General features: G+C 73.4%; 17 protein-coding genes and 1 pseudogene. 7 read left to right on the forward strand and 11 right to left on the reverse strand.

The genetic code is table 11. The annotated features are described in order from the left end of the window. Window positions 1-7: 7 nt before the first annotated feature. The 11 genes and pseudogenes from ACFQ11_RS23985 to ACFQ11_RS24035 all read right to left on the reverse strand — a co-directional run bounded on the left by ACFQ11_RS23985 (window position 8) and on the right by ACFQ11_RS24035 (window position 17,111). Complete coding sequence (locus ACFQ11_RS23985) at window positions 8-2,527, reverse strand: glycoside hydrolase family 127 protein (protein ID WP_378302320.1); 2,520 nt, start codon at window positions 2,525-2,527, stop codon at window positions 8-10. After that, window positions 2,524-4,590, reverse strand: coding sequence for an alpha-L-rhamnosidase-related protein (locus tag ACFQ11_RS23990; protein WP_378302322.1), 2,067 nt, complete (start codon window positions 4,588-4,590; stop codon window positions 2,524-2,526). The genes ACFQ11_RS23985 and ACFQ11_RS23990 overlap by 4 nt, the downstream gene beginning before the upstream one ends. A 103-nt stretch (window positions 4,591-4,693) precedes the next feature. After that, window positions 4,694-7,654 carry a glycosyl hydrolase gene (locus ACFQ11_RS23995; RefSeq protein ID WP_378302325.1) on the reverse strand — a complete coding sequence of 987 codons (2,961 nt, stop codon included), beginning with the start codon at window positions 7,652-7,654 and terminating at the stop codon, window positions 4,694-4,696. Window positions 7,655-7,822: 168 nt separating this feature from the next. Then, a pseudogene (locus ACFQ11_RS24000) lies at window positions 7,823-8,128 on the reverse strand (glycoside hydrolase family 78 protein); the annotation flags it as partial. Window positions 8,129-8,620: 492 nt separating this feature from the next. Next, window positions 8,621-10,678, reverse strand: coding sequence for a bifunctional aldolase/short-chain dehydrogenase (locus tag ACFQ11_RS24005; protein WP_378302329.1), 2,058 nt, complete (start codon window positions 10,676-10,678; stop codon window positions 8,621-8,623). Between the two features lie 39 nt (window positions 10,679-10,717). Then, window positions 10,718-11,884: an L-rhamnose isomerase gene (gene rhaI, locus ACFQ11_RS24010; RefSeq protein WP_378302331.1), complete on the reverse strand. Its 1,167-nt coding sequence runs from the start codon at window positions 11,882-11,884 to the stop codon at window positions 10,718-10,720. A 60-nt stretch (window positions 11,885-11,944) separates the two neighbouring features. After that, window positions 11,945-12,277: an L-rhamnose mutarotase gene (locus ACFQ11_RS24015; RefSeq protein ID WP_378302333.1), complete on the reverse strand. Its 333-nt coding sequence runs from the start codon at window positions 12,275-12,277 to the stop codon at window positions 11,945-11,947. A gap of 7 nt (window positions 12,278-12,284) precedes the next feature. After that, window positions 12,285-13,367 carry a rhamnose ABC transporter substrate-binding protein gene (gene rhaS, locus ACFQ11_RS24020; RefSeq protein WP_378302335.1) on the reverse strand — a complete coding sequence of 361 codons (1,083 nt, stop codon included), beginning with the start codon at window positions 13,365-13,367 and terminating at the stop codon, window positions 12,285-12,287. Window positions 13,368-13,431: 64 nt separating this feature from the next. Beyond that, window positions 13,432-14,460: an ABC transporter permease gene (locus tag ACFQ11_RS24025; RefSeq protein ID WP_378302337.1), complete on the reverse strand. Its 1,029-nt coding sequence runs from the start codon at window positions 14,458-14,460 to the stop codon at window positions 13,432-13,434. Further along, window positions 14,457-15,569 (reverse strand): ABC transporter permease, encoded by a 1,113-nt coding sequence (locus tag ACFQ11_RS24030; RefSeq protein WP_378302339.1) that lies wholly within the window; start codon window positions 15,567-15,569, stop codon window positions 14,457-14,459. Before ACFQ11_RS24030 ends, ACFQ11_RS24025 begins: the two co-directional genes overlap by 4 nt. A 3-nt stretch (window positions 15,570-15,572) precedes the next feature. Continuing rightward, the gene (locus tag ACFQ11_RS24035; protein ID WP_378302341.1) at window positions 15,573-17,111 is read right to left on the reverse strand and encodes a sugar ABC transporter ATP-binding protein; all 1,539 of its coding nucleotides are present in this window, start codon (window positions 17,109-17,111) and stop codon (window positions 15,573-15,575) included. A gap of 299 nt (window positions 17,112-17,410) precedes the next feature. On the opposite strand from ACFQ11_RS24035, the gene ACFQ11_RS24040 reads away from it, so the two are divergent. The 7 genes from ACFQ11_RS24040 to ACFQ11_RS24070 form a co-directional block, all read left to right on the forward strand. Further along, on the forward strand, window positions 17,411-18,502 hold the full coding sequence (locus ACFQ11_RS24040; RefSeq protein ID WP_378302343.1) for a LacI family DNA-binding transcriptional regulator: 1,092 nt from the start codon (window positions 17,411-17,413) through the stop codon (window positions 18,500-18,502). Further along, the gene (locus ACFQ11_RS24045) at window positions 18,499-19,212 is read left to right on the forward strand and encodes a (Fe-S)-binding protein (RefSeq protein WP_378302345.1); all 714 of its coding nucleotides are present in this window, start codon (window positions 18,499-18,501) and stop codon (window positions 19,210-19,212) included. Before ACFQ11_RS24040 ends, ACFQ11_RS24045 begins: the two co-directional genes overlap by 4 nt. Next, entirely contained in the window at window positions 19,209-20,663 is a 1,455-nt protein-coding gene (locus ACFQ11_RS24050) for a LutB/LldF family L-lactate oxidation iron-sulfur protein (protein WP_378302347.1), read from the forward strand. The genes ACFQ11_RS24045 and ACFQ11_RS24050 overlap by 4 nt, the downstream gene beginning before the upstream one ends. Then, window positions 20,660-21,280: a LutC/YkgG family protein gene (locus ACFQ11_RS24055; RefSeq protein WP_378302349.1), complete on the forward strand. Its 621-nt coding sequence runs from the start codon at window positions 20,660-20,662 to the stop codon at window positions 21,278-21,280. Before ACFQ11_RS24050 ends, ACFQ11_RS24055 begins: the two co-directional genes overlap by 4 nt. Next, window positions 21,277-22,698 (forward strand): rhamnulokinase, encoded by a 1,422-nt coding sequence (locus tag ACFQ11_RS24060; RefSeq protein ID WP_378302351.1) that lies wholly within the window; start codon window positions 21,277-21,279, stop codon window positions 22,696-22,698. The genes ACFQ11_RS24055 and ACFQ11_RS24060 overlap by 4 nt, the downstream gene beginning before the upstream one ends. Window positions 22,699-22,714: 16 nt before the next feature. Then, entirely contained in the window at window positions 22,715-23,374 is a 660-nt protein-coding gene (locus tag ACFQ11_RS24065; RefSeq protein ID WP_378302353.1) for a fused DSP-PTPase phosphatase/NAD kinase-like protein, read from the forward strand. 237 nt (window positions 23,375-23,611) lie between these two features. Continuing rightward, window positions 23,612-26,146, forward strand: a 2,535-nt coding sequence (locus ACFQ11_RS24070; protein WP_378302355.1) for an ATP-binding protein, incomplete at its 3' end; no start/stop codon positions are given.

Raw genomic sequence — 26,146 nt, forward strand, 5'->3', positions numbered from 1 at the left:
GGGGCTCCTACTGGGTGTCGGCCAGAGCCGAGATCTCGGACGCCGTGAGGACGTGGTCGTAGAGGCGGAAGCCGGACACCGCGCCGTGCAGGTGCGGGCGGCGGGTGTCCTGCTGGTCGCCGAGGTAGTTCGCGGTCGTCGCGCCGAGCGCGAGGGGGCTCATGACGAGATCGTCGTTGCGCGCGGCCTCGGCGCCGTCGATGTACAGGACGGCCGAGCCGTTCCCGGCCGTGACGGCGACGTGCGTCCAGGCCCCGGTGGGCAGGGCGGACGGGGCGTCGGCGACGTCCTCGCCCTCCATGCCGGTGACGCGCATCCCGAACCGCGCCCGTCCCGAACCGGTGCGGGCGGTGAGCGCGAAGTACGTCTCCCGATTGAAGCCGAGGTCGAAGACGCGCACGTTGTTCACGAGCGAGTCGAGCCGGACCCGCAGCGCGACCGTCAGCTCGTCCAGGCCGCGCAGCAGCCCGGGCGGCAGCCGCACGTGGCCGCCCGCGCCGTCGAGGACGACCGCGTCGCCGTCCCCGGCCCAGGACGCCCCGGCGGCGAGCGTCGCGTCCGGCCATCGGCCGGTGGCGTCGGCGAGGCTGCGGCCGCGCAGCGGGAAGTGCGCCAGCAGTCCTCGCCGGTGCCGGTGCGCGGGCGTCAGCCAGTAGACGGTGTAACGCTCGTGCTGGACGTCCGCGAACGGTTTCAGTTCGACGTCGGCGCCGTCGGCCTTCGCCGTGTAGTGCAGCGGGCGGCGGCGGTCGGGGCGCAGCGACCGCGGGTCGATCGCCGGGAACGTGGCGAGCGCCCGGTCCCCGTACCGTCCGGCGAGGACGACCGGGCCGACGGTGACGGCCTGCACGTTCGGGTTGTCGGGGGCCTTGCGCCACACCGGGGCCATCGGGGCCGACAGCTCGACGACGTCGCCGCGCCGCCAGTGCCGCTCGATCTCGGCGTAGCGGCTCGGACGAGCGCGGAGCGGCACCGCCCGTCCGTTCACGCGCACGTGCGGCTCCTGCCCGCGCGCGCCCAGCCACCCGGGAATCCGAAGCTTCAGGACGAAGCGGGACGAACCGTGCGTCACGGTGAGCCGGGTCCGTTCCGCGTACGGGTAGTCGGTCTCCTGTTCGAGCCCGATGCCCCGTTCCCGCCACGTCAGTTCGGAGGGGATGAACAGGTTGACGTACAGCTCGTCCTTCGTGTGGAAGTAGATGCTGTCGGCGAACTTCGTGTGCGTCTCCATGGCGGTGCCGTGGTCGCAGGAGAAGTTGTCGTAGTCGCTGCTGTAGCTGCCGGGCGCCGCGCCGAGACCGCCCTTGGGCTCGCGCTGCGAACCGGGCCACAGGCCCGTGTAGTACGTGACGAACCCGTGCTCGGACTCGGGGTCCTGCTGGCCCAGCATCTGGTTCAGCAGGGTCCGCTCGTAGTAGTCCATGTACGCGGAATCGTCCGGGTCGTGCAGGAACAGCAGCCGCGTCAGCTTCAGCATGTTGTAGCTGTTGCAGTTCTCGCAGGTGTCCGAGCCGAGCCGGGACGCGATCTGGTCCGGCGGGCAGAACATCTCGTTGTTGCTGTTGCCGCCGATCACGTACGTGTGGTGGTGGACGACCGTGTGCCAGAAGAACGCCGCGATGTCGCGGTAGCGGGCGTCGCCGGTCGACTCGTACTCGCGCATCGCGCCGACGATCTTCGGGATCTGGGTGTTGGCGTGGTACCCGTCGAGGGCGTCGCGGCGCTCGGCGAGCGGCCCGTAGATCTCCTCGTGGTCGAAGCGGCGGGCCGTCCGCAGGTGGGCGGGGTCGCCGGTCACCTGGTGGAGGGCGGCCAGCACCTCGTTCATGCCGCCGAACTCGACGCGCAGGATCTGCTGCATCCGCTCGTGGGACAGCTTGCCGGTGCGGGCCTCGGCCCACGCCGCCATGCGGGTCACGACGTCCAGGGCCTGCCGGTTCCCGCTCAGCGTGTACTGGTCGAGCAGACCCGCCATGATCTTGTGGATCGTGTAGTAGGGCGCCCACGGTTTCCCGCCGGACTCCAGGTCGGCGAACACCGACTCGGGGAACGCCGACAGGTAGCCGGCGGTGAACCCCGCCGACGACGCCGCAGCCTGGCATTTCGCCAGCTCGGCGACGATGTACCGGCCCTTGGCGGCGAACGCGTCGTCGCCGGTGTTCGCGTGGGCCTGCGCGAGCCCCGACAGCAGGTGGCCCGTCGAGTGCCCGCGCAGCAGGACGTCCGGGGCCTCCCACCCGCCGCACGGCTCGGCGGACGACGGCAGCCCGGCGTTCGTCCGGAACGTGTGCAGCAGCCGGTCGGCGTCGACGAACTTCAGGTAGGCGCAGGTCCGCTCCATGTTCGCGCGGAACGGACCGTCCAGAAGGGTGACGTCGGAGAGCGGGAAGGGCGCGAGGGCCCCTCCCGCCGGGTGCCCGTGCCGGGCGGCGGCGAGCGCGGGGGGCGCCGCCGGGAGGGCGAGCGCGGTGGCGGTGGCGCCCGCCGTGCCGATGAAGGCGCGGCGGGTGAACGGAGCGGCCGTCATGCGCGCTCGCTCCGGACGCGGTGGTCACCGCGCAGGCCCTCGACGTACACGTAGGTCCCGTCGGACGAGACGCCGCGGGCGTGCGCCCGGCGGCCGTCCCACACCAGGCGGCCGTCCACCCGGACCTCGACGCGCTCGCCGAACGTCGGCACGCCGACGCGTCCGCTCGCCCGGCGCGGGGCGTCCAGGCGGGCGGTGAACACGCCGTGCTTCGAGACGTTCCAGGACGCCTCGACCCGCCCGAGCGTCGTCGTGATGCTGCCCCTGGCGAACGTCAGGTCGGCGGTGTGCGGGACGAAGTCGAACGTGCGCCCGCCGGCGCCGGTCGGCTTCAGCCCGAGGACGTTGAAGGTCAGGGCCGGGGTCGGGCCGGTCGCCCACGCATGCGCGAGGGACACGTAGGAGCTGCAGTGCACGCAGCCGTCCTCCAGGTTGCGGAACGACTCCCAGAAGGTGCTCTTGGTGCCCTCCGGGTGGTCCAGCATGTAGCCCCACTGGCGGCGGATGATGTCGACGCCCGCCTGGTCGGCGGCACGGCTTCCCGCGTTGAAGTGGGCGTTGACCTCCATCGACCCGGAGAAGACGCCCGGGTTGCCCTTGTTCTCGGGCGCGGTGGAGGAGATCGACGTCCAGTTCGTCTTGAGGCGGTCGCTGATGCGCCGCGCCTTGGCGTCGCCCGCGAGGCCGTACCAGACCGCGACGGAGTTGCCCGCCTGCGGGTGGATGGCGGAGTCGGGGTAGAACCGGTAGGCCCCGGCCTCCTCGTCCCACAGGTGGGCGTCGATCGCCTCGCGGATCGCGGCGGCGCGCTCGGCGTAGGAGCGGGCGAGGTCGCGGTCGCCCCGCGCCTTCGCCATCTCGGCGCCGGTGTCGAGGACGCGCCACGTCAGCACGTTCGCGAGGAGGTTCTCGCCCTTGGCGAGGATCCGCACGGAGTCGCTCGTCCCGGTGATGTGGACGAGGCCCTTGGCCCGGATCTTGCCGGTGATGAAGTCGACGGCCTCGGTGTAGTCGTCCCAGATCGTCGCCAGCCAGCGCCGGTCGCCGGTGTGCAGGTAGTGGTCCCAGGTGGCGGCGAGGGTCCACAGGTGGTAGGTGTCCGAGCCGTACTTGTCCAGCTCGGGGCCCGCGTACGGCAGCTCGCCGGTGTCGCGCTGGTGCCGGTACACGGTCGTGAGGGCGTTCTCGGCCGACTCGGTGTCGTCGAACGCCGCGTAGGCGGCGGGGACCTCGATGCCGAGGTCGCCCGGCCACACCGTCCGGTCGCGCTTGGCGCCGTCCACCAGGATCGTGTCGCCGACGCCGACGGTGCCGGTGTTGTCCCACAGTTCCGCGGGCGGCTCCCAGATCCGGCCGCGCTTCGGCGAGATGGTGTTGAGCTGGACGGTGTACGCCCCGGCGTACCAGATCCGGTTGAGCAGGTCGTCGGACGAGTAGAAGTAGTTCGCGTACTCCGCCGGGTCCGCCATCTTCGGGGCGGCGGTGAAGTGCAGGGACACCGCGTCGAGCTCGACCGTCCCCGCGGTCTTCAGGAAGATCGTCAGGTACCGGAAACCGCCGCGGAGGTGCTGGTCGGGCGTGGTGTAGGACGTGCGTCCGTCCACGTCGACGGTGAGGGCGCCGTCGCGGGAGCGGGGGCCGCCCGTGGACGCGTCACTGGTCGTGCCGACGTACACCGACGACTCGGCGAACGCGACGCCGACCTGCTGCGCGCCGTCCGAGCCGGCGAAGTGCAGGCTGGTGAGGCCGCCGACCTCCTTGCCGAAGTCGAGCGTGATCGACGCGCCCGCGCCGCTGAGCGTCGTCCGGCGGCCCTTCAGGACGGCCGCGGCGTCGTGGACGGTCCCGGTCGTGCGGAAGACCGACACGGGGCGGAGCGTCCGCGACTTCGACGGGGACAGGATGTACTTCTCCCAGGGGCGGGCGCCGTGCCCGTTCCCATTGCCGTTCCCATTGCCGTGGCCGGGGTCGGCCAGGGCGGTTCCCTGGGCCGCCACCAGGGCGGACAGCCCGAGGGCGAGGGCGGCCGCCCCGCGGCGGCGCCTGGATACTCTGGAGTGCATGGATTCCTCGCAATTCCGGTCTTGAGCAGGACGGGGATGAGGGATTCGGCGTGCGGGAGGGCGGGCCAACGCCCTCCCGCACGTGTCTCCGGGTGGTCGCGGGTCAGCGGGTGCGGACGGCCTCCTCGGCGTAGGGGACGAGGCGGACGGGGCCGATCAGGCCGTAGTCCTGCCGGCGCGCGTTCCCGTAGACGTCGGGGTCGGCGACGCGCAGCCGGTTGTTCAGCGTCGTCGCCACCTCGACCTCGATCGTGTTGCGGCCGCGCCGCAGGTACGGGCCGACGTCGACCTTCGGGACGAGCACGCTGACGGCGGGCAGCCGGCGGCCGTTGACGGTGACGCGGCAGGTGTCGAACACCTCGCCGAGGTCGAGGATCGCTCCGGCGGCGCCGTCCCGGCCGTCCCAGTCGACGGTGGTCGTGTAGGTGCCGATGCCGGAGACGTCCGCCAGCTCGGGGATCTGCGGCCACGGCTTGAGGGCGTCGAGCCGCAGGTCGTGCCGCTTCACGCCGTCGGGCGTCATGTCCTCGACGCGCAGCCGCCAGGACGTCAGCTCGCGCGCCTCGGGGACGCGGCGGATCTCGGTCCGGACCGTCCGCCCGTCCGGCAGGGTCGTGGCGTAGGTCCCGGCGGCGGTCGCGCGGGCGACGAGCCGGTTCCGCTCGACGCGCAGCTCGGCGTCCGAGGCGGTGGCGTGCGGCGCGTTCCCGCCGTGCGCCAGCTTGATCACGACGGCTTCGCCGGGCCGGAGCGCGATGCGGAGCGTGACCTTGTCGCCGTCCTCCTTGTAGACGGCGACGCGCCGCTCCTCGCCCGTCCACAGGTCCAGCAGGTACGGGACGGCGCGGCGGTCGGAGCGCGTGAACGCGACCTCGTGGTCGATCGGCGCGACCGGGGGCTTCACCTGGTCGGCGTGCTTGCCGTTGACCAGGTAGTAGTAGTCGGCGCGGCGGTCCTCGCGGTGGGCGACGAGCAGCGTGGAGCTGCGCGCGTAGGACACCGCGGGCTTCACGCCGAGGTCGGCGAGGGCGCCCGGGACGTCGGCCTCGGTGGCGATGACGCGGACCCTGGGCTGCGCGAACAGCTCCCCCAGGACGGCCCGCAGCTTCGCGTTCTCGCCGTCGCGCTCCAGGCCGGGGACGGTCGCCGCGGACCAGTCGCCGAGGAAGACCAGCGGCAGCCCGGCCTTCGCCAGCTTCAGCATCGTCCGGGCGCTGTCCAGCGGGAGGGTGCACTCCTTGCCGGCGAACCGGTCGCCCTCCACGAACAGCACCTTGTAGGCGGGGCCGTCCGGGGCGAGACGGCCGTTGCGGACGGTCGCCGAGGGCAGGTCGAGCAGCGGCGCGCTGATGAACTGGTGCGTCCAGCCGAGCGGGACGCCCTCCTTGGTGAACCATCCGGCGCCGATGCCCGTCTTGGTGTAGCCCTTCTGCCGGAATACGGCCACGTCGATGCGGTTCGTGCCGGTGCGCATCGTGTGGTGGATGCGCGACATGTAGGCGGCGATGTCCGGGACGTGGCGCCACGTCGGCTGCCGCGGGCCCCACGACTCCGAGTAGCCGATGTTGCCGCTGTAGGGGGTGAACCCGGCGAAACCGGGCCAGTTCGCGCCGGGGGCGGTGGCGTAGGAGAAGCCGTGCAGGACGGTCTGGTTCAGCCCGGCCGCGTAGGCGCCGCCCATGGTGAGCAGCAGCCGCTCCCACGTGGTGTTGTAGGCGCCGCCCTGGTACGCGCCCGCCTCGCACGACAGGACCTCGCGGCCCGCCATGTCCCGGCCGCCCGCGAGCGCCCGGTAGTCGTCGAGGTTCTTGAAGCCGAGCGACTCGCCCTCGGGGACGTCCAGGATCGCCGCCGCCCGCATGGAGTCGGTCTCCAGCCCGTACGGCTGCGCCCGGTACTCCAGCCCGATCGAGTGCGCCCACTTCGCGATCGCCGCGAAGTGGTTCTCGGCGAACAGGTCGGAGATCGTCAGCCAGAAGTCGTGCCGGACGTGCGAGGTGGTCGCGGCGTCGTAGGTGTAGATCGTGTCCTCGTCGTGCCGCACGATGACCGGCAGGTACGGCATCAGGTCGTAGCCGCGCCGCTTGCGGAACTCCTCGGGCAGGCCGGGCGTCCAGTTGAGGGCGTCGGTCTCCAGCTCGATCGAGTCCTCGAACAGCGTCCACCCGGCCCGCCGGATCAGCTTCCGGATGCGCGGGGTGAGGAGCTTCGCCTCCCAGAACGCGGTGACCGCGCGGGTCCCGGCCTTGCTGAAGTGGTCGACGACCGTGCTGGGCGGGTCGGTGTGCGGGCCGGACTCGGGCCGCTGCCCGCTGCCGCGCCGCCAGTACGACAGCAGCACCCAGTCGCCGTCCGCCGGGGCGGTCCAGGCGATGCGGCCGTTCGCGGCCTTCGCGGTCAGGTCCTGGAAGGAGGCGGGCGCGAGGCCGGTCTCCTTTCGGGTGTCGTTCGCCGGGTCGAGCCGGACCGCGTGCACCGCGACGAGGTGCCGCTTGGTGACGCCGGCCGCGGGCGCGGCGACGGGCTCGGGGACGGGCCCGTCGTGCGTCGCCCCCGCCGCGACGGTCGCCGCGCCGTACGCGAGCTCCTGCACGGCGGCCTCGTCGTCGGGCGTGATCGACGGGACGGCCGCGGGCCACGCCGGGCCGATCGTCAGGTCGACCGTGACGCCGCGCCGCCGCGCCTGGTCGAGCGCCGCCTCGACGGCCTCGTTCCAGGCGTCGGTGCCCCAGCCGTGCTTCTTCGGGTCGAGGAGCGACTTGTCGTCGATGCTGTGGTGCAGCGCGACGATCTCCGCGCCGCCGAACCCGGCGTCGGCCATCTGGTCGATCTCCCGGCGGATCTCGGCCGGGTCGACGTGGGCGTCCGGCCACCACCAGCGGAACCGGGGCCGGACGGCCGCCGACGGGCGGGCGAACGCGCCGTGCCCGCCGTGCCCGTTCCCGGGCTTGGCGGCGGCGACGGCGGTCTCTCCCCCGAGCGCGGGCGCGGCGGCCGCGGCGACGGCGGCGGCGCCGCCGATCTGCAGGACGCGCCTGCGCGAGACCTCGTTGCGGTCGTTCAACTCTTTCCTCCTGTGCGGATCACTGGAATGCGGCCGGGGCCGGCCGGGCCGATGGCGGGGAGCCGCCCGGTGGCGCCGCGGCCGTCGGTGCGGGGGGCGCGGGTTCGGGTGCGGGACCGCCGTAAGGGGACGGCCACGGAGTCGCGTTCGGTGGTCATGGAGCGTTCCCTACAGGCGGGTTCGAACGTGGGCGCGGGGCCGCACGGTCCGCGGCCGTCCGGCGGTGAAGTCCCGGCGGGCGAGCGTGCACGCGTCGGGGTCGCCGGTGGCGTGGCAGAGCCAGTGCGCGTCCGGGTCCCCGGCGCGGATGCCGGTGTCGATAGAGGCGGGCCGCGACCAGGGAGGGCGCTTCCCGGTGCGGTCCCACATGCGGACCCGCCAGGTGGAGGAGGCGCCGGGCGCCGGCGTCCTCCCGGCGCAGGCGGCGTACTCCTGGCGGCCGGGGCGGGCGCGGCCGCTGTTGCGGACTTGGGCGCCGGGCGCGGTCGCGCGCCTCGATCTCGTAAGCGGTCTGGATCTCGCCGGGGTCGCGGTCGCGCGGCCACCGGACGAACTGGGGCGCGCCCTCGACGTTCAGCGCGCGGGACCGGCCGTCGACGGCCGGGCGGGCGGGGGCCTGCCGCGCGCGCCCGGCCCGCGGGGCGGCCCGGGCGGTGCCGGGGAACGCGGCGGCGGGGGTGCCGATCGGGAGGGCGGGCGGGGGGATGAGGAGTCTGGACCGTGCCGGTCGCATGGGCTGCCTCCGGTTTCGGGCACGGCGGGGCGGGCCCGCGGCCGCGCGCACGCGGCCGGGGCTCCGCTCACCGGCCCCTAGGGTGGGATCCCCCGATCGCACTCTCTCGTCGTGACGGTCTTCGGTTGTGGCGGTCGCCGGCGCTACGTCAGTGCAGAACGCCGGTCAGTGCAGAACGCCGGTCAGTGCAGAACGCCGGTCAGCGCAGAACGCCGGTCAGCGCAGAACGCCGGTCAACGCAGGAACGCCGCGGCGACTCCGGCGTCCACGGGCACGTGCAGGCCCGTCGTGTGGGTCAGGTCCCCGCCGGTGAGGGCGAAGACCGCCGCCGCGACGTGCTCGGGCAGCACCTCCCGCTTGAGCAGCGTCCGCTGGGCGTAGAACTCGCCGAGCTTCTCCTCCTCGACGCCGTACACGGCGGCGCGCTTGGCGCCCCAGCCGCCGGCGAAGATCCCGGAGCCGCGCACCACGCCGTCGGGGTTGACGCCGTTGACGCGGATGCCGTGCTCGCCCAGCTCGGCCGCCAGCAGCCGCACCTGGTGCGCCTGGTCGGCCTTGGTCGCGCCGTAGGCGATGTTGTTCGGCCCGGCGAACACCCCGTTCTTCGACGCGATGTAGACGATGTCGCCGCCCATCTCCTGGTCGATCATCACCCGGGTGGTCTCCCGGGCGACGAGGAACGAGCCGCGCGCCATCACGTCGTGCTGCAGGTCCCAGTCGGCGACGGTCGTGTCCAGCAGCGGCTTGGAGATCGACAGCCCGGCGTTGTTCACGACCAGGTCCACGCCGCCGAACGCCAGGACGGCGTCCCGCACGGCCGCCGCGATCTCCTCCTCGGACGTGACGTCCGCCGCGACGGCCACCGCGACGTCCGACGCCCGCGGCGCGGACGCGCCCAGCTCGGCGGCGACCTTCTCCGCACCGGCCAGGTCGCGGTCGGCGACGACGACGCAGGCGCCCTCGGCGGCCAGCCGGCGCGCGGTGGCCGCACCGATGCCCGACCCGCCGCCGGTCACCAGCGCGACGCGGGTGGCGAGCGGCTTCGGCTTCGGCATCCGGCGGAGCTTGGCCTCCTCCAGCTCCCAGTACTCGATGCGGAACTTCTCCGCCTCGTCGATCGGCGCGTACGACGACAGCGCCTCCGCGCCGCGCATCACGTTGATCGCGTTGACGTAGAACTCGCCCGCGACCCGCGCGGTCTGCTTGTTCGCGCCGAAGGAGAACATGCCGACGCCGGGCACCAGGACGATCGCGGGGTCCGCGCCGCGCATCGCCGGGGAGTCCGGGGTCGCGTGCCGCTCGTAGTAGGCGGCGTACTCCTCCCGGTACTTCGCGTGCAGCTCCTTCAGCCGCGCCTTGACGGCGTCGAGCGGCGCGGACGGCGGCAGGTCCAGCACCATCGGGGCGACCTTGGTGCGCAGGAAGTGGTCCGGGCAGGACGTGCCGAGCGCGGCCAGCCGCGGGTGCTCGGCGCGCGACACGAAGTCGAGCACGGCCTCGCCGTCGGTGTAGTGCCCGACCTGCGGACGGTCCGTGGACGCGAGCCCGCGGATCAGCGGGAACAGGGCGGCGGCGCGCTCGCGGCGCTCGTCCTCCGGCAGCGGCTCGTACCCGTCGATCACCGGCCCGAACGGGTCGGCCCTGCCGTGCTCGGCGATGTACGCCTCGGCCGTCCGGATGATCTCCAGCGAGTTCGCCTCGCACTCCTCGCTGGTGTCGCCCCACGCGGTGATGCCGTGCCCGCCCAGGATGACGCCGATGGCCCCCGGGTTCGCCTTCTTGATCGCGGCGATGTCGAGGCCGAGCTGGAACCCGGGCCGCCGCCACGGCACCCACGCCACCCGGTCGCCGAAGATGCGGCGGGTCAGCTCCTCGCCGTCGGCGGCCGTCGCGATCGCGATGCCCGAGTCGGGGTGCAGGTGGTCGACGTGCGCGGCCTCCACCAGGCCGTGCATCGCGGTGTCGATGGACGGCGCCGCGCCGCCCTTGCCGTGCAGGCAGTAGTCGAACGCGGCGACCATCTCGTCCTCGCGCTCCACGCCCGGGTAGACGTCCACGAGCGCGCGCATCCGGTCCAGCCGCAGCACGGCCAGGCCCTTCTCGGTGAGGGTGCCGAGGTCGCCGCCCGAGCCCTTCACCCACATCAGCTCGACGTCGCGGGCCGTCACGGGGTCGGTGACGGTGCCCTTCGCCGAGGCGTTGCCGCCCGCGTAGTTGGTGTTGCGGGGGTCGGAGCCGAGGGCGTTGGCCCGTTCCAGTAGCTGGCCCACCTCGGGTGGGGTCGCGGTCATCGATGCTCTCCTTGTCGGTGATGGATCCGGCTCGGCGGGTCAGGCGCCCCAGCCGGCGGCCCGGCCGTCCTTGCGCTCGTCGACGATCCGCTCGTAGTAGCCGGACGCCTTGTACGCGGCGATCGGGTCCGGGTGCAGGCCCATCTCCTCGCGCAGCTCGGCCAGCAGCGGGCGGACGTCGGTGTTGTAGGCGTCCATGAAGATCGCGTTGGCCTCCAGGACGTCGCCGGCGGCCTGCGCGGCCGACAGCGCGTCGCGGTCGATCAGGAGCGCCTTCGCGGTGGCCTCCTGGACGTTCATCACCGAGCGGATCTGGCCCTGGATCTTCGGCTCGATGTTGTGGCACTGGTCGAGCATGAACGCCACGCCCGTCTCGGCGTCGTACCCGCCGCCGCGCACCACCTCGTGCATGATGCGGAACAGCTGGAACGGGTCGGCGGCGCCCACCATCAGGTCGTCGTCGGCGTAGAAGCGGGAGTTGAAGTCGAACCCGCCGAGCTTCCCCTCGCGCAGCAGGAACGCCACGATGAACTCGATGTTGGTGCCGGGCGCGTGGTGCCCGGTGTCCACGACGACCTGCGCCTTCGGGCCGAGCTTGACGCAGTGCGCGTAGGACGCGCCCCAGTCCGGCAGGTCGGTCATGTAGAAGGCGGGCTCGAACAGCTTGTACTCCAGCAGGAACCGCTGGTCGTCGCCGAGGCGCTCGTAGACGGCGGCGAGCGCCTCGGCCATCCGGTCCTGCCGGGCGCGGACGTCGTCCTGCCCCGGGTAGTTCGTGCCGTCGGAGAACCACAGCTTCAGGTCGCGGGAGCCGACCTCGTCCATGATGTCGACGCACTCGAGCAGGTGGGCCAGGGCCTTGCGGCGGATCGCCGGGTCGGGGTTGGTGACGCTGCCGAGCATGTAGTCGTCGTCTTGGAAGACGTTGGAGTTGACGGCGCCGATCCGCACCCCCCGCTCCTCGGCGTGCGCGGCCAGCGCGGCGTAGTCGTCCACCCGGTCCCAGGGGATGTGCACCGCGACGCTCGGCGCGACCCCGGTGAAGCGGTGCACCTGCGCGGCGTCGTCGATCTTCTCCTGCGGGGTGCGCGGCACGCCCTGCTGGGCGAAGACCTTGAAGCGGGTCCCCGAGTTCCCGTACGCCCAGGACGGAGTCTCGATCTGCTGGCGGCGCAGGGCGTCCTTCACCGCGCTGGTGTCGCTCACGGTCAACCTCTCGATTCGTCAGTAGCCCTCTGGTGAAGGCCCGTGTTCCGGTGGCCCGCCTCAGGCGAGGTGGAAGACCTCTTGCAGGGGCCGCATCCCCTCGTCGGGGCGGCCGTCGAGGTCCTCGAAGAACGGCGCCATCTCCGCCTGCCAGCGGGTGTTGACGTCCGTGCGGGCCATGCGCTCCTGCGCGGCCTCGAAGTCGTCGGTCTCCAGGTAGCCGACGAGGAGCCCGTCCTCGCGCAGGAACAGCGAGTAGTTGTGCCAGCCCGATTCGCGCAACGCGTCCTGCATTTCGGGCCAGACCGCCTGGTGGCGTGCTTTGTACTCCTCCAGGCGGTCCTGCCTGACCTTCAGCAGGAAGCACACGCGCTTGGCGCTTCCGGAGTCCATCCGACGATCAGAACCGGTACTCGTCGATGTTCTCGGCGTTGAACTTCGTCGGCGGGCCGAGGACGATCTCGCCGTTCGGCTGGATCGTGCGCTCGCCGAGGTCGCCGGCCTTCAGCACCTCGCCCTCCTTGCCGGTGATCTGGCCGGACGCGAGCGCGCCGCCGGCGTACGCGGCGAGGTAGCCGAGCTGCTTCGGGTCCCAGAGGGCGAACTCCTCGACGGTCTCGTTCTTGATGAACTGCCGCATCTGGTTCGGGGTGCCGAGGCCGGTCACCGCGACCTTGCCCTTGTACTCGGAGCCGTCGATGTAGCGGGCCGCGGCGGCGATGCCGACCGTGGTCGGGGCGATGATGCCCTTCAGGTCCGGGTAGGCCTGCAGCAGGCCCTGCGTCTGCTGGAAGGACTTCTGGTCGTCGTCGTCGCCGTAGGCGACCTTGACCAGCTCCATCTCGGCGTACTCGGGCTTCTCGAGCTCCTTCTTCATGAGCTCGATCCAGGCGTTCTGGTTGGTGGCGTTCGCCGTCGCGGACAGGATCGCGAACTTGCCCTTGCCGTCGATCTGCTCGGCGAGCATCTCGACCTGGGTGCGGGCGATGTCCTCCGAGCTCGCCTGCTTGATGAACACGTCGCGGCACTCGGGCGCGGTGTCGGAGTCGTAGGCGACGATCGCGATGTCCTGCTGCATGGCCTGCTTGAGCGGGCCGCACACCGCGTTCGGGTCGTTCGCCGAGATCATGATCGCGTCGTGCTGCTGCTGGATCAGCGTGTTGATGTAGGAGACCTGCGAGGACGCCGACGCGTCGGACGGGCCGACCTCCTTGGCCTCGGCCTCGAACCCCTTCGCGGCCGCGATGCCGGAGTCGTCCACGATCTTCATGTACGGGTTGTTGACCTGCTTGGGCAGGAACGCGAGCTTCAGGCCCTTCTCCATGGGCGCGTTCGGGTTCGCGGTCTTGCCGCTGCCGGCCTTGTCGCCGGACGCTTCGGCCGAGTCCTTCGTGGTGCCGCCGCAGGCGGCGAGCGACAGCGCGAGCGCGCCGGCGGTCGCCGCGGCGAGGGCCCGGCGCGGGAGGCGCAGACGGACGGTCATGGATGTGCCTTTCGAAGATTCCAACTGGGGTGGGTCGCGCGGGGCGGGGGGCGGGCCCGGTGGGCTAGGTGGAGGCGGCGGGGGACGCGGTTCGCGCGCCCCGCCGCCGACCTCTCGCCTCGCGGAACACGGCGATCAGCCGCGGCGTGAGGACGCTGATGATGAGCAGGAACCCGGTGACGATCGACTGGGTCTCGGTGCTGACGTCGTTGAGCATCAGCAGGTTGCGCAGCAGGCCGATCACCAGGACCGCGGCGATGACGCCGCCGAGGGTGCCCTTGCCGCCGTCGAAGTCGATGCCGCCGAGCAGCACCGCCGCGATGACGGTCAGTTCCAGGCCGAGGCCGTTGTCGGCGCGGGCGCTGCCGTAGCGGAGCGTGTAGACGATCCCGGCGAGGGAGGCGACGACGCCCGACACCGCGAACAGCACGAGCTTGATGCGCTTGACGCGGATGCCGGCGAAGTACGCGGCGTCCTCCTGCGCGCCGATCGCGAACAGCGAGCGGCCGATGCCGGTGGCGTGCAGGACGATCGCGGTCAGCAGGGCCAGGACGGCGAACAGCGCGATCGGGTACGGGATCGGGGTGCCCGGCACGTTGTTCAGGGTCATGTCGGTGTAGGTCTGGGGGAACTGCGAGACCGCGCCGGTGCCGAGCGTGACGTAGGCGAGGCCCCGGTAGAGGGTCATCGTGCCGATGGTCACCGCCAGGGACGGCAGCCCCAGCTTCGTCACCAGGAACCCGTTGATCAGGCCGCAGACGAGCCCGACGGCGAGCACGATCGGGACGATCGTCTCGATGGCCATGCCGCCGTCCCACAGCTTGCCGGTGAGGGCGCTGCACAGGCCGAGGACGGACGCGACCGACAGGTCCACCTGGCCGCAGACGACCAGCAGCGTCATCGGCAGCGCGATCAGCGCGATCTCCGACAGGTCGCGCAGCGCGAACGACAGGTTGCCGCTGTTGCCGAAGTCGGGCGAGAACCCGATGCCGCCGACGAACACCGCGACCAGCAGCGCCGTGATCGCCGTCTCCCACCGGACGAACCGTCCGGCCGTCCCCGGCATCGACCGGGGGCGCGCGTCGCTCGTCATGAGTCCTTCCCCTTCGTGACCGTCCCGGCCCCGGCCTTCGCCGCGCCCGGGGCGCCGGGCGCGTCGGCCGAATGCCTGGTCCGGGACTTCAGCGCCCGGGCGACGCGCAGTTCCAGCAGCCGGTCCACGCTGATCGCCAGCAGCAGCAGCACGCCCGTGATGGCCTGCTGCCAGAACGAGTTGACCTTGAGCACCACCAGCACGCTGCCGATGGTGGTGAGCAGCAGCGCGCCGAGCGCCGCGCCGTAGACGGTGCCGACCCCGCCGGTGATCGCGACGCCGCCCACCACGACGGCGCTGACGACCGTCAGCTCCCAGCCGTTGGCGGCATCGGCGACGACGGTGCCGAACCGGGCCAGCCACAGCACCCCGGCGAGGCCGGCGAGGGCGCCGCTGACCAGGTAGGCGGTCAGCACGCGGCGGCGGATCGGGATGCCGGCCAGACGCGCCGCCTCCGGGCTGGAGCCGATCGCGTAGAACTCGCGGCCGGACGAGTAGGAGCGCAGGTAGTAGCCGACCAGCAGCATCACGACGACCGTGATGATCGGCAGGTACGGGACGCCGAGGACGCCGCCGGTGCCCAGCGACAGGATGCCGTCCGGGACCTCGGACGCGCTGATCTGCTCGCCCTGCGCGATCCGGTACTGGAGCCCCTGGATCACGTACAGCGTGCCGAGCGTGACGACCAGGGCGGGGACCCGGCAGAAACTGACGAGCAGTCCGTTGACGAGTCCGCAGGCGAGGCCGATCCCGACGCCGAGCACGACGGCGACGAGGAGGTTCGTCTCGGTGCCCGACACGAAGCTGCCGACCAGGAACGCGACGAGCCCGACGACCGACCCGACCGACAGGTCGATGTTGCGGGTGACGACGACGATCGTCTGCCCGACGGCCAGCAGCACCAGGATCGAGGCGTTCAGGAAGATGTCCTTCACGCCCTGCTCGGACAGGAACCGCGGGTTCGCGATCGTCGTGGCGACGACTAGGACGACCAGCGCGCCGAAGATGCTCAGCTCGCGCGCGCGCAGGAGGAGGTCGACGAGGCGGCGGCCTCCCCCCGGCGCGCCGTCCGGGCCGCTGCGGGCCGGGGACTCTGCGAGGACGGTCATGGGTCAGGCGGCCTTTCCGTTGTCGGCGCGGCCGGTCGCGGCGGCCATCACGTTCTCCTCGGTCGCGTCCGCGCGGTCGATCTCGGCGGTGATCCGGCCCTCGTGCATCACCAGCACGCGGTCGGCCATGCCGATCACCTCCGGCAGGTCGGAGGAGATCATCAGGACGGCGAGGTCCTGCGCGGCGAGCTCCGACAGCAGCCGGTGCACCTCGGCCTTGGTGCCGACGTCGATGCCGCGCGTCGGCTCGTCCACGATGAGGACGTCCGGCTCGGTCGCCAGCCACTTGGCGAGCACGACCTTCTGCTGGTTGCCGCCCGACAGGACGCCGACGACGTCGGTGAGCCGCGCGTACTTCAGCTGCAGCTTCAGCGCCCAGTCGGCGGCGCGGTCGCGCTCCACCCTGCGGGAGATCAGCCCGGCGCGGCCGGTCGCGCGGCGCAGCGACCGCAGCTGGGTGAGGCCCATGTTCCGCTCGATGGACATGTCCATGACGAGGCCCTGCTGGCGGCGGTCCTCGGGGACGAGCGCGAGCCCGGCCGACATCGCCGCGGTCGGGCTGCCCGCGGGCAGCGCCTTCCCGGCGACCTCCACGGACCCGGCGTCCCAGCGGTCCACCCCGAAGATCGCGCGGGCGACCTCGGAGCGGCCCGCGCCGACCAGCCCGGCCAGCGCGACGATCTCGCCGCGCCGCACCTCGAACGAGACGTCGGTGAAGGTGCCCTCGCGGGTCAGCCGGCTCACCTTGAGCGCGACCTCGCCGGGCGCCACGTCCTGCTTGGGGTAGAGCGCGTCGAGGTCACGGCCGACCATGCGGCGGACGAGGTCGTCGGGCGTGAGGCCGTCGAGCGGCTCGGTGCCGATGTAGCCGCCGTCCCGCAGCGTGGTGACCCGCTGGCAGATCTCGAAGATCTCCTCCAGCCGGTGCGAGATGAACAGGATCGCGCAGCCCTGCTCCTGCAGCGTCCGGGTGACGGTGAACAGGCGGGCGACCTCCTGCCCGGTCAGCGCGGCCGTCGGCTCGTCCATGATCAGCACGCGGGCGTCCCGGGAGATGGCCTTGGCGATCTCGACGACCTGCTGGTCGGCGATCGACAGGCCGCGCGCGGGCTGCTGCGGATCGAGCGCGACGCCGAGCCGCTCGAACAGCCTCGCCGTCTCGGCGTGCATCGCCCTGCGGTCGATGCGGCCGCCGGCGGAGCGCGGCTGGCGGCCCATGAAGATGTTCTCCGCGACCGACAGGTCGGGGAACATCGTCGGCTCCTGGTAGATGACGGCGACGCCGGCGGCCTGCGCGTCGGCGGGGCCGCCGAAGCTCACCGGCTCCCCGTCGACCCGCACCTCGCCCGCGTCCGGCCGGTGTACGCCTGCGAACGTTTTTACGACCGTGGACTTGCCTGCGCCGTTCTCCCCCGCGAGCGCGTGCACCTCGCCCGCGTGGAGCTCCAGGGTGACGCCCTGCAGGGCGCGGACGGCGCCGAACGACTTGCTCACGTTGACCAGGGCCAATGTCGGCGGTGCCGACCGGCCGGGTGCACTCATGGCGACCCTCCTCGCGGGGGACGTCCGAAACGGGACGGTGAAAAACGTTTTAACAGGATGTTGCGGAGGACGGTAGATGTGACCTGACGCACCCGTCAAGAGGGAACATCGGCGAAAACCCGGCGCAACGTCGCGGAAACCCCGATATGGCAGGGGACGCCGAGATTCTGAAGATCCCTCGCGGCCGGGTCCGGACGCCGCCGCGAGGGCGGCCGATCTGTTCATCTCGGGGTTGACACGTTTTAATCGATGTCCCACAGTGTCCGACACCACAACCGGATCTCCGACGGGGGCGAAGCGTGACCACTGAAGGCACCGGGCGGCCCGGCGGCGGCCGCTCCGCACGGGGGCGCCCCACCGTGGGCATCAAGCAGGTCGCCGCGCGCGCCGGCGTCTCCCCCGGCACCGTGTCGAACGTGCTCAACCGTCCCGAGCGGGTCGCCGAGGCCACCCGCGCCCGCGTCGAGCGGGCGATCGTCGAGCTCGGGTTCGTCCGCAACGGCTCGGCGTCCACGCTGCGCGCCGGGCACAGCAGCACGATCGGGCTGATGGTGCTCGACCTCGCCAACCCGTTCTTCACCGACCTCGCCCGCGGCGTCGAGGACGTCGCCAGCGAGCGCGGCTACGCGGTGATCCTCGCGTCGTCGGCCGAGTCGGACGAACGCGAGCAGCGCAACCTGCGGGTGCTCGCCGAGCAGCGGGTGCGCGGCGTGCTGCTCACCCCGGTCGGCGACGACGGCGCGAACGCCGACGTGCTCCGCGACCGCGGCGTCCCGGTCGTCCTGCTGGACCATCCGACGCCGCGCGCCAACCAGTGCTCCGTCGCCGTCGACGACGTCGCGGGCGGCGAGCTGGCCGCCGGGCGGCTGCTGGACGACGGGGCCCGCACGCTCGCGTACGTCGCGGGCCCGTCCGTCCTGCGGCAGTGCGCCGACCGCCGCAAGGGGGCGCTGCGCGCGCTCAAGGCCGCCGGGCTGGGCCGGGAGGCGATGCGCGAGGTGACCGTCCCGGCGATGAACGCCCGGTCCGGGCAGGAGGCCGCGCTGCGGCTGCTCGCCGACGACCGCCCGCTGCCCGACGCGATCTTCTGCGCCAACGACCTGATCGCCCTCGGCGTTCAGCGGGAGCTGCTGAACGCGGGGGTGAAGGTCCCGACCGACGTCGCGATCATGGGGTACGACGACATCGAGTTCTCCGCGGCCGCCGCCGTCCCGCTGAGCTCCGTGCGGCAGCCCACCTACCAGCTCGGCCGCATCGCGACCGAGCTGCTGCTCGAGGAGTGCGACGACGAGGGCGCCGGGCACGCGCACCAGCAGGTGATGTTCCAGCCGGAACTGGTGGTCCGCGAGTCGAGCCGGCCGGCCGGGGGCCCGAAAGGGGATCGGGGATGAAGGTCGCGCTGTTCCTGACGTGCGTCAACGACACGATGTACCCGGAGACCGGGAAGGCGATGGTGCGGCTGCTGCGGCGGCTCGGCCACGACGTCGAGTTCCCGCCCGGGCAGACGTGCTGCGGGCAGATGCACCTCAACACCGGCTACCGGACGCAGGCGAAGCACCTGGTGAAGGGATTCTCCGAGACCTTCGACGCGTACGACGCGGTGGTCACGCCGTCGGCGTCGTGCGCGGCGATGATCCGCGACTGGCATCCCCGCCTCGCGCCCCGCACCGCCGGCCTGGCGTCCCGCGTGCACGAGCTGACCGAGTTCCTCGTCGACGTCCTCGGCGTCACCGACGTCGGCGCGTACTACCCGCACCGCGTCACCTACCACCCGACCTGCCACTCGCTGCGGATGCTGCACGTCGGCGACCGCCCGCTGAGACTGCTGCGCGAGGTCCGCGGCATCGACCTGGTCGACCTGCCGGACGCGACGCAGTGCTGCGGCTTCGGCGGCACGTTCGCGCTGAAGAACTCCGAGGTGTCGGCCGCGATGTGCGCGGACAAGGTGACGGCCGTCCGAGGGACGGGCGCCGAGACGCTGTGCGCCGCCGACAACTCCTGCCTGATGCACATCGGCGGCGCGCTCACCCGCACCCGCGCGGGCGTCCGGACCGTCCATCTGGCCGAGATCCTCGCGTCCACGGAGGAAGACCCCGCATGAGCCAGCACGCGATGCCGACCTACCTCGGCATGCCGTCCTTCCCGGACGCCGCCCGCCGCGCCGTCGCCGACCCGCGGCTGCGCGGCAACCTCGCGCACGCCACCGGCACGATCCGGGAGCGGCGCGCCGCCGCCGTCGCCGAGCTGGACGACTGGGACGCGCTGCGGGAGTCGGGGAAGCAGATCAAGGACCACGTCCTGGCGAACCTCGGCCACTACCTGCGGCTGCTCGAGGAGAAGGTGACCGAGGCGGGCGGAACGGTCCACTGGGCCCGGGACGCCGCCGAGGCCAACCGGATCGTCGCCGGCCTGGTGAAGGCGACCGGCGAGACCGAGGTCGTCAAGGTCAAGTCGATGGCGACCCAGGAGATCGGCCTGAACGAGGCCCTCGCCGAGGAGGGCGTCACCGCCTACGAGACCGACCTCGCCGAACTGATCGTCCAGCTCGGCCACGACCGCCCGTCGCACATCCTCGTCCCCGCCATCCACCGCAACAGGTCCGACATCCGCGACATCTTCCGGAAGGAGATGCCGGACGCGCCCGCGGACCTGTCGGACTCCCCCGCCGACCTCGCCGAGGCCGCCCGCAGGCACCTGCGCGCGAAGTTCCTGTCGGCGAAGGTCGCGGTGTCGGGCGTCAACTTCGCCGTCGCCGACACCGGCACCCTCGTCGTCCTCGAGTCCGAGGGCAACGGCCGGATGTGCCTCACCCTCCCCGAGACGCTCATCTCGGTGATGGGCGTGGAGAAGATCGTCCCGTCGATGCGGGACCTGGAGGTGTTCCTGCAGCTCCTCCCCCGCTCGTCCACGGCCGAGCGGATGAACCCCTACACCTCCACCTGGACGGGCGTGCACCCGGGCGACGGGCCCCGCGACTTCCACCTCGTGCTGCTCGACAACGGCCGCACCGAGACGCTCGCCGACGAGGTCGGGCGGCAGGCGCTGCGCTGCATCCGCTGCTCGGCGTGCCTGAACGTCTGCCCCGTCTACGAGCGGGCCGGCGGGCACGCGTACGGGTCCCCGTACCCGGGGCCGATCGGCGCGATCCTGTCGCCGCAGATCCGCGGCGTCGGCTCCGACGTCGACGCCTCCCTCCCCTACGCGTCGTCGCTGTGCGGCGCGTGCTTCGAGGCGTGCCCGGTGGCGATCGACATCCCCGAGGTGCTCGTCCATCTGCGCGCCCGCGCCGTCGAGGACGGCCCGCGGCATCCGATGGAGCGCGCCGCGATGACCGCCGCCGGGTGGGCGCTGCGCTCGCCCGCACGGCTGGCGCTCGCGCAGCGCGCCGCGTCCGCGTCCCGCCGGATCGTCGCGCCCCGCGGCCGGATCCGGCGGCTCCCCGGGCCGCTCGGCGCCTGGACGGAGACCCGCGACGCGCCCGCCCCGCCGAAGGAGTCGTTCCGCGCCTGGTGGGCCCGGACCGACGGCGGCCACGAGGAGGACGACCGGTGAGCGCGCGTGACGAGATTCTGCGACGGATCGACGGGATCGTCCCGGTCCGTCCTGCTTCGGAGGTCGCCGCCGACTACGCGCGGATCGACCGGGACTACGTGCGGCGGCATCACGCGGACGGCGTCCTCGACCTGTTCGCCGAACGCGTCGCCCACTACCGGGCCACCGTGCTGCGCACGACCGAAGCCGACCTGCCCCGGGTCGTCGCCGAACGGCTGGCCGCCCGGCCCGGCACGCACGGCGTGCCGTCCGGCCTGCCGGAGGCGTGGCTCGCCGGCGTGACGTCGGAGCTGGTGCGCGACCCGGCCGTCGCCGGCCTCGACCGGCTCGCGGGCGCCGTCACCGCCTGCGCCGCCGCGATCGCCGAGACCGGCACGATCGTCCTCGACCACGGCGCCGGGCAGGGACCGCGCGCGCTGTCGCTCGTCCCCGACTACCACCTGATCGTCGTGCGCGCCGGGCAGGTCGCCCCCGACGTCCCCGAGGCGCTGGAGCGGCTCGACCCGTCCCGTCCCCTGACGCTGGTCTCCGGCCCGTCGGCGACCAGCGACATCGAGCTGTCGCGCGTGGAGGGCGTGCACGGCCCCCGAACGTTGGAAGTGGTGATCGCCGAATGAGCGAGAAGGTGTTCGCGGCCGTCGACCTCGGCGCGTCCAGCGGCCGGGTGATGACCGCGCGGGTCGGGCCGGACGTCCTGGACCTGCGGGAGGCGCGCCGGTTCGCGAACCGGCCCGTGCGGGTGAACGGCACCCTGCACTGGGACGTCCTCGGGCTCTACGGCAACGTCCTCGACGGCCTGCGCGCCCACCCGGGCGAGCTGGCGTCCATCGGCATCGACTCGTGGGCCGTCGACTACGGGCTGCTCGACGAGAACGGGCGGCTGCTCGGCAACCCCGTCCACTACCGGGACGGCCGCACCGCCGGGGTCATGGAGCGGCTCCGCGCCGAGGCCGGCGACGACCTGCTCTACCGGGAGTCGGGCCTGCAGTTCCTCCCGTTCAACACGATCTACCAGCTCGCCGCCGACGACCTGTCCCGCGCGCACTCGCTGCTGCTGATCCCCGACCTGCTCGCCCACTGGATGACCGGGGAGACCGTCGCCGAGCGGACGAACGCGTCCACGACGGGCCTGCTGGACGCCCGCACCGGGCTCTGGTCGGGCACGCTGCTCGACCTCGTCGGCGTCCCGCCCGGCCTGCTGGCGCCGCTGGTCGACCCGGGCGAGGTCATCGGCCGGATGGGGCCGGAGGCGGGCAACGAGTGCGGGCACCGCGGCACCCCCGTCACCGCCGTGGCGTCGCACGACACCGCCTCCGCGGTCGCCGCCGTCCCGGCGTCCGGCCGGTTCGGCTACATCTCCTGCGGGACGTGGTCGCTGGTCGGCGTCGAACTGGACGAGCCCGTCCTCGGGGAGGAGAGCCGCAAGGCGAACTTCACCAACGAGGGCGGGATCGACGGCACCGTCCGGTACCTGCGCAACGTGATGGGGCTGTGGCTCCTGCAGGAGTCGATGCGGGCGTGGGGGAACCCCGATCTGCCCGCCCTGCTCGCCGAGGCCGCGCGGGCGCCGGGGCTGCGCTCCCTCGTCGACCCCGACGACCCGGAGTTCCTGCCGCCCGGCGACATGCCGTCCCGCATCGCCGCGCACTGCCGCCGCCGCGGGTTCCCCGAGCCGGCCACGCGCGCGGAGACGGTCCGCTGCATCATGGACAGCCTCGCGCTGGCGCACCGGGAGACGCTGCGCGAGGCCGCGCGGCTGTCGGGCACCGAGGTCGAGGTCGTCCACCTCGTCGGCGGCGGGAGCCGCAACGAGCTGCTCTGCCGACTGACGGCCGACGCGTGCGGGCTGCCGCTCGTCGCCGGCCCGGTCGAGGCGACCGCACTGGGCAACGTCCTGGTGCAGGCGCGCGCGCACGGCATCGTGGGGAGTCTCGCCGAGATGCGCGGCCTCGTCGCCGCGACCCAGCCGCTGCGCCGCTACGAGCCGTCGGCCGATACCGGCCGCTGGGACGAGGCGGCCGAACGCCTGCGCTGACGTATAGCCTCGCCGTGTGCGCGCGCGGCGAATCCTCGGCTGGACCCTGGTCGGCGGCGCCGCAGGCTGCGCGGCGTCCTGGCTCGCCACGAGCGCGGCGATGCTGCTGCTGAGCGAGCGCGCCCGCGCGGGCGTCCACCGCGTCCCCGCGCCGGGCATCGCGAAGTTCGCCCGCGCCGACGCCCGCGTGTGGCGCGGCGCGGCCCCCACCGCCGAGGGATACCGCTGGCTGCGCGCGCAGGGCGTCCGCACGATCGTCGACCTCCGCGCCGAAACGCCGGAACCGGCGGACGCGCAGGGCGGCGCGTCGGCGCGCGTGTTCGGGATGCCGGTCGTGCGGATTCCCGTCCGGGACGGGCGGGCGCCGGCCCCCGGGCAGGTGCGGCGGTTCCTGGACGTGGTCGCGGACGCGCGGGGCCCGGTGTTCGTGCACTGCGGCGCCGGGGTGGGGCGGACGGGGTCCATGGTCGCGGCGTACCTCGTCGGGACGGGACGGGCCTACGCCGCGGCCGCCGCCCGGCGGAGCCTGGCGTTCGGGCCGCCGACGCTCGAGCAGCTCGCGTTCATGCGGGGCCTGGACGGCCCCGCGGCGCGGCGGCCGCCGCGGGCCCTCGTGGTGTTCAGCCGGATCGCCGACTCGCCCCGCCGGGCGCTGGCGAGGGTGCGCGGAATGTGACGGCCGGGGCACGGTTTGGCCGCCACCGGTTGACACGGGCCCCCTTGCGACGCTTGATAGCTATTGGACACGATGGCCACGGAGGAGGCAGATCCGCGCGGACCCGCGCGGTCCGGGGGCGTGTTGCCCCGCCTTATTGACTGATCACCCGATAAGGTGATCGTTGCAATTCTCGGGAACCGCGACGACAAGCATGATCACGGCGTATCGACCGCCTGTCGCTGTTGGGGTGTGGTGATGGAGGGTCGTGCCGACCGCGGCGCCGGGGCTCAGCCGGCCGGCAACGCTCCGCTGGTAGGGCGGCGGGACGCGCTGGACGGGATCGGCCGCGCCCTGGACGGCGTCGAGCACGGGTTCGGGTTCCTGGCGCTGATCGGCGAGCCGGGCGTCGGCAAGACGCGGCTGCTGGGCGAGCTGGCGGACGGCGCCGGCGCCCGCAAGCTCCCCTGCCTGGCGGGACGCGCCGCCGAGTTCGAGCAGGAGATGCCGTTCGGCGCGGTCGTGGACGCCCTCGACGACCTGCTGGAGGAGTCGGTCCCCGAGTTGCCGGACGCGCAGCTGCGGCTGCTCGGCACCGTCTTCCCGGCCCTGTCGGACCCGGCGGCCGAACCGGCGCCCGCCGGGGGCGATCCGGAGTCGCGGGTGGCCCGCTACCAGCTCCACCGGACGGTGCGGCACCTGCTGGAGCAGCTCGCCGCGCCGTCCGGGCTGGTGCTGATCCTGGACGACCTGCACTGGGCCGACGACGCGACGATCGAGCTGCTCGACCATCTGGTCCGGCACCCGCCGCGCGCCCGGGTGCTGGTCGCGGCGGCGTACCGGCCCGCGCAGGCGTCGCCGCGGCTGGCGGCGCTGGTCGACGCGGCCGGGCCGCACGGCACCCGCATGCCGGTCGACCCGCTCTCCCGGGGCGAGGTCGAGGAGTTCCTCGGCCCGCGGGTGAGCGCGGCGCGGTGCGAGTCGCTGTACAAGGCCAGCGGCGGCAACCCGTTCTACCTCGAGGCGCTGGCCAGGATGGGCCGGGACGACGGCACCGCGGTCGACGGGACCGACTGGAGCCAGGGCGTCGCGGACCTGACAGAGGTGCCGGCGGCCGTCCGGACCGCGCTGCAGGTGGAGCTGTCGGCGCTGCCGCCGGAGGCGCTGCTGCTGGCGCGGGGCGCGGCCGTCGCCGCCGACTTCTTCGAGCCCGCGCTCGCGGCGGTGGCCGCCGAGCTGGACGAGGCCGACGCGCTCGCCGCACTGGACGTGCTGACCGGGCACGACGTGGTGCGCGCCGGGTCGGGCGGGCGGTTCAAGTTCCGGCATCCGCTGGTGCGGCACGTCGCGTACGCGTCGACGGCGGCGGGGTGGCGGCTCGCGGCCCACGAGCGGGTCGCGGTGCGGCTGGCGGAGCTGGGCGCGCCCGCGACGGTGCGGGCGCACCACGTGGTGCGATCGGCCCGGTTCGGGGACCGGCGCGCGGCCGCGACCCTGGTGGAGGCGGCGCGCTCGGTCGGGCGGCAGGCCCCCGGCACCGCCGCGTACTGGCTGCAGGCCGCGCTGGGACTCCTGCCGGACGAGCCGCCGCCCGGCGGCGCGGACGACGGGCCCGACCGGACGGAGCTGCTGCTGGAGCTCGCGCACGTGCAGGCCGTCAGCGGCCACGCGGAGGAGGGCCGGGAGACCGCGCGGACGCTGCTGGCGCTGCTGCCGGCCGACGACACCGTCCGCCGGGCGCGGACCGTGCACCTGTGCGCGGTGATGGACCGGCAGATCGGCCGCATCCACGAGGCCCGCGCGCTGGTGCTGGACGAGCTGCGCCGCCTCCCGGACCGGCAGACGCCCGAGGCGGTGCTGCTGCGGATCCGGCTGGTCGCCGACCGCATCCAGAGGGCCGACGACCGCGGCTCCCAGGCCGTCCTGGACACCATTCCCGAGAGCGCGCCGGAGTGGGGCGCGGGCCTGACGGCGGCGGTCGCGTCGATGCGGCCGATGGTGTCGTACGTGCGCGGCGAGATCGCCGAGGCGATCGCGTACGCGCGCGCGGCCGACGAGCGGTTCTCCGCGGCCGCCGACACCGACTTCGCCGACTGCCTCGACTGCATCACCTGGCTGGTGTGGGCCGAGCTGTTCCTCGGCATGTACGACAGCGCGCTGCGGCACGTCGACCGGCTCGTCGCGATCGCGCGGCGCAGCGGGCAGCTCTACATCCTCGGTTACATGCTGGCGGGACGGGCGCGCGGGCTGAGCCTGCTCGGGCGGTTCGAGGAGGCCGCGGCCGCCGCCGACGAGGCCGCCGCCGTGGGCCGCGACCTGCGGTCCCCCGAGGTGATCGCCTACGGGGCGACGCAGCAGTGCCTGATCGCGAGCTGGACCGGCGACCACGAGCGGGCGCTGGCCGCCGGGGACGAGGCCGTCGGCTGCGACACCGGGTCGGGCGAGTGGTGGACGCACATGGCGCCGGTGTCCCGCGCGTTCGCGTTGATCAACGCGGGGAGTCCCGCGGAGGGCGCCGCGGCGCTGATCGCCGCGTGCTCGGCCGGCACGGGCGGGCTCGACTTCGGCACGCTGACGGCGTGCGCCGAGTCGCTGGCGCGGGTCCGCGCCGGCCAGGACGACTTCGACGACGCGGCCACCTGGGCGAACATCGCGGAGGAACTGGCCAACCCGGCACTGGAGGGCGATGTCGGCCTGGGCCGGCTCGCCCGCGCCCATGCCGTCCGCCGCACCGACCCCGGCCGCGCGGCGGGCATCGCACACGCGGCCGCCGCGCTGCTGGCGGGCGCGGGC

The organism is Actinomadura sediminis (assembly GCF_042675525.1).
Taxonomy (GTDB): Bacteria; Actinomycetota; Actinomycetes; order Streptosporangiales; family Streptosporangiaceae; genus Spirillospora; species Spirillospora sediminis.

Excerpts from the sequence above, each read along its gene's own strand:
- ACFQ11_RS23985 (WP_378302320.1), bottom strand. The coding sequence starts at position 2,527 with ATGACGGCCGCTCCGTTCACCCGCCGCGCCTTCATCGGCACGGCGGGC.
- ACFQ11_RS23990 (WP_378302322.1), bottom strand. The coding sequence starts at position 4,590 with ATGCACTCCAGAGTATCCAGGCGCCGCCGCGGGGCGGCCGCCCTCGCC.
- ACFQ11_RS24005 (WP_378302329.1), bottom strand. The coding sequence starts at position 10,678 with ATGACCGCGACCCCACCCGAGGTGGGCCAGCTACTGGAACGGGCCAAC.
- ACFQ11_RS24015 (WP_378302333.1), bottom strand. The coding sequence starts at position 12,277 with ATGGACTCCGGAAGCGCCAAGCGCGTGTGCTTCCTGCTGAAGGTCAGG.
- rhaS (WP_378302335.1), bottom strand. The coding sequence starts at position 13,367 with ATGACCGTCCGTCTGCGCCTCCCGCGCCGGGCCCTCGCCGCGGCGACC.
- ACFQ11_RS24025 (WP_378302337.1), bottom strand. The coding sequence starts at position 14,460 with ATGACGAGCGACGCGCGCCCCCGGTCGATGCCGGGGACGGCCGGACGG.
- ACFQ11_RS24030 (WP_378302339.1), bottom strand. The coding sequence starts at position 15,569 with ATGACCGTCCTCGCAGAGTCCCCGGCCCGCAGCGGCCCGGACGGCGCG.
- ACFQ11_RS24035 (WP_378302341.1), bottom strand. The coding sequence starts at position 17,111 with ATGAGTGCACCCGGCCGGTCGGCACCGCCGACATTGGCCCTGGTCAAC.
- ACFQ11_RS24045 (WP_378302345.1), top strand. The coding sequence starts at position 18,499 with ATGAAGGTCGCGCTGTTCCTGACGTGCGTCAACGACACGATGTACCCG.
- ACFQ11_RS24050 (WP_378302347.1), top strand. The coding sequence starts at position 19,209 with ATGAGCCAGCACGCGATGCCGACCTACCTCGGCATGCCGTCCTTCCCG.
- ACFQ11_RS24060 (WP_378302351.1), top strand. The coding sequence starts at position 21,277 with ATGAGCGAGAAGGTGTTCGCGGCCGTCGACCTCGGCGCGTCCAGCGGC.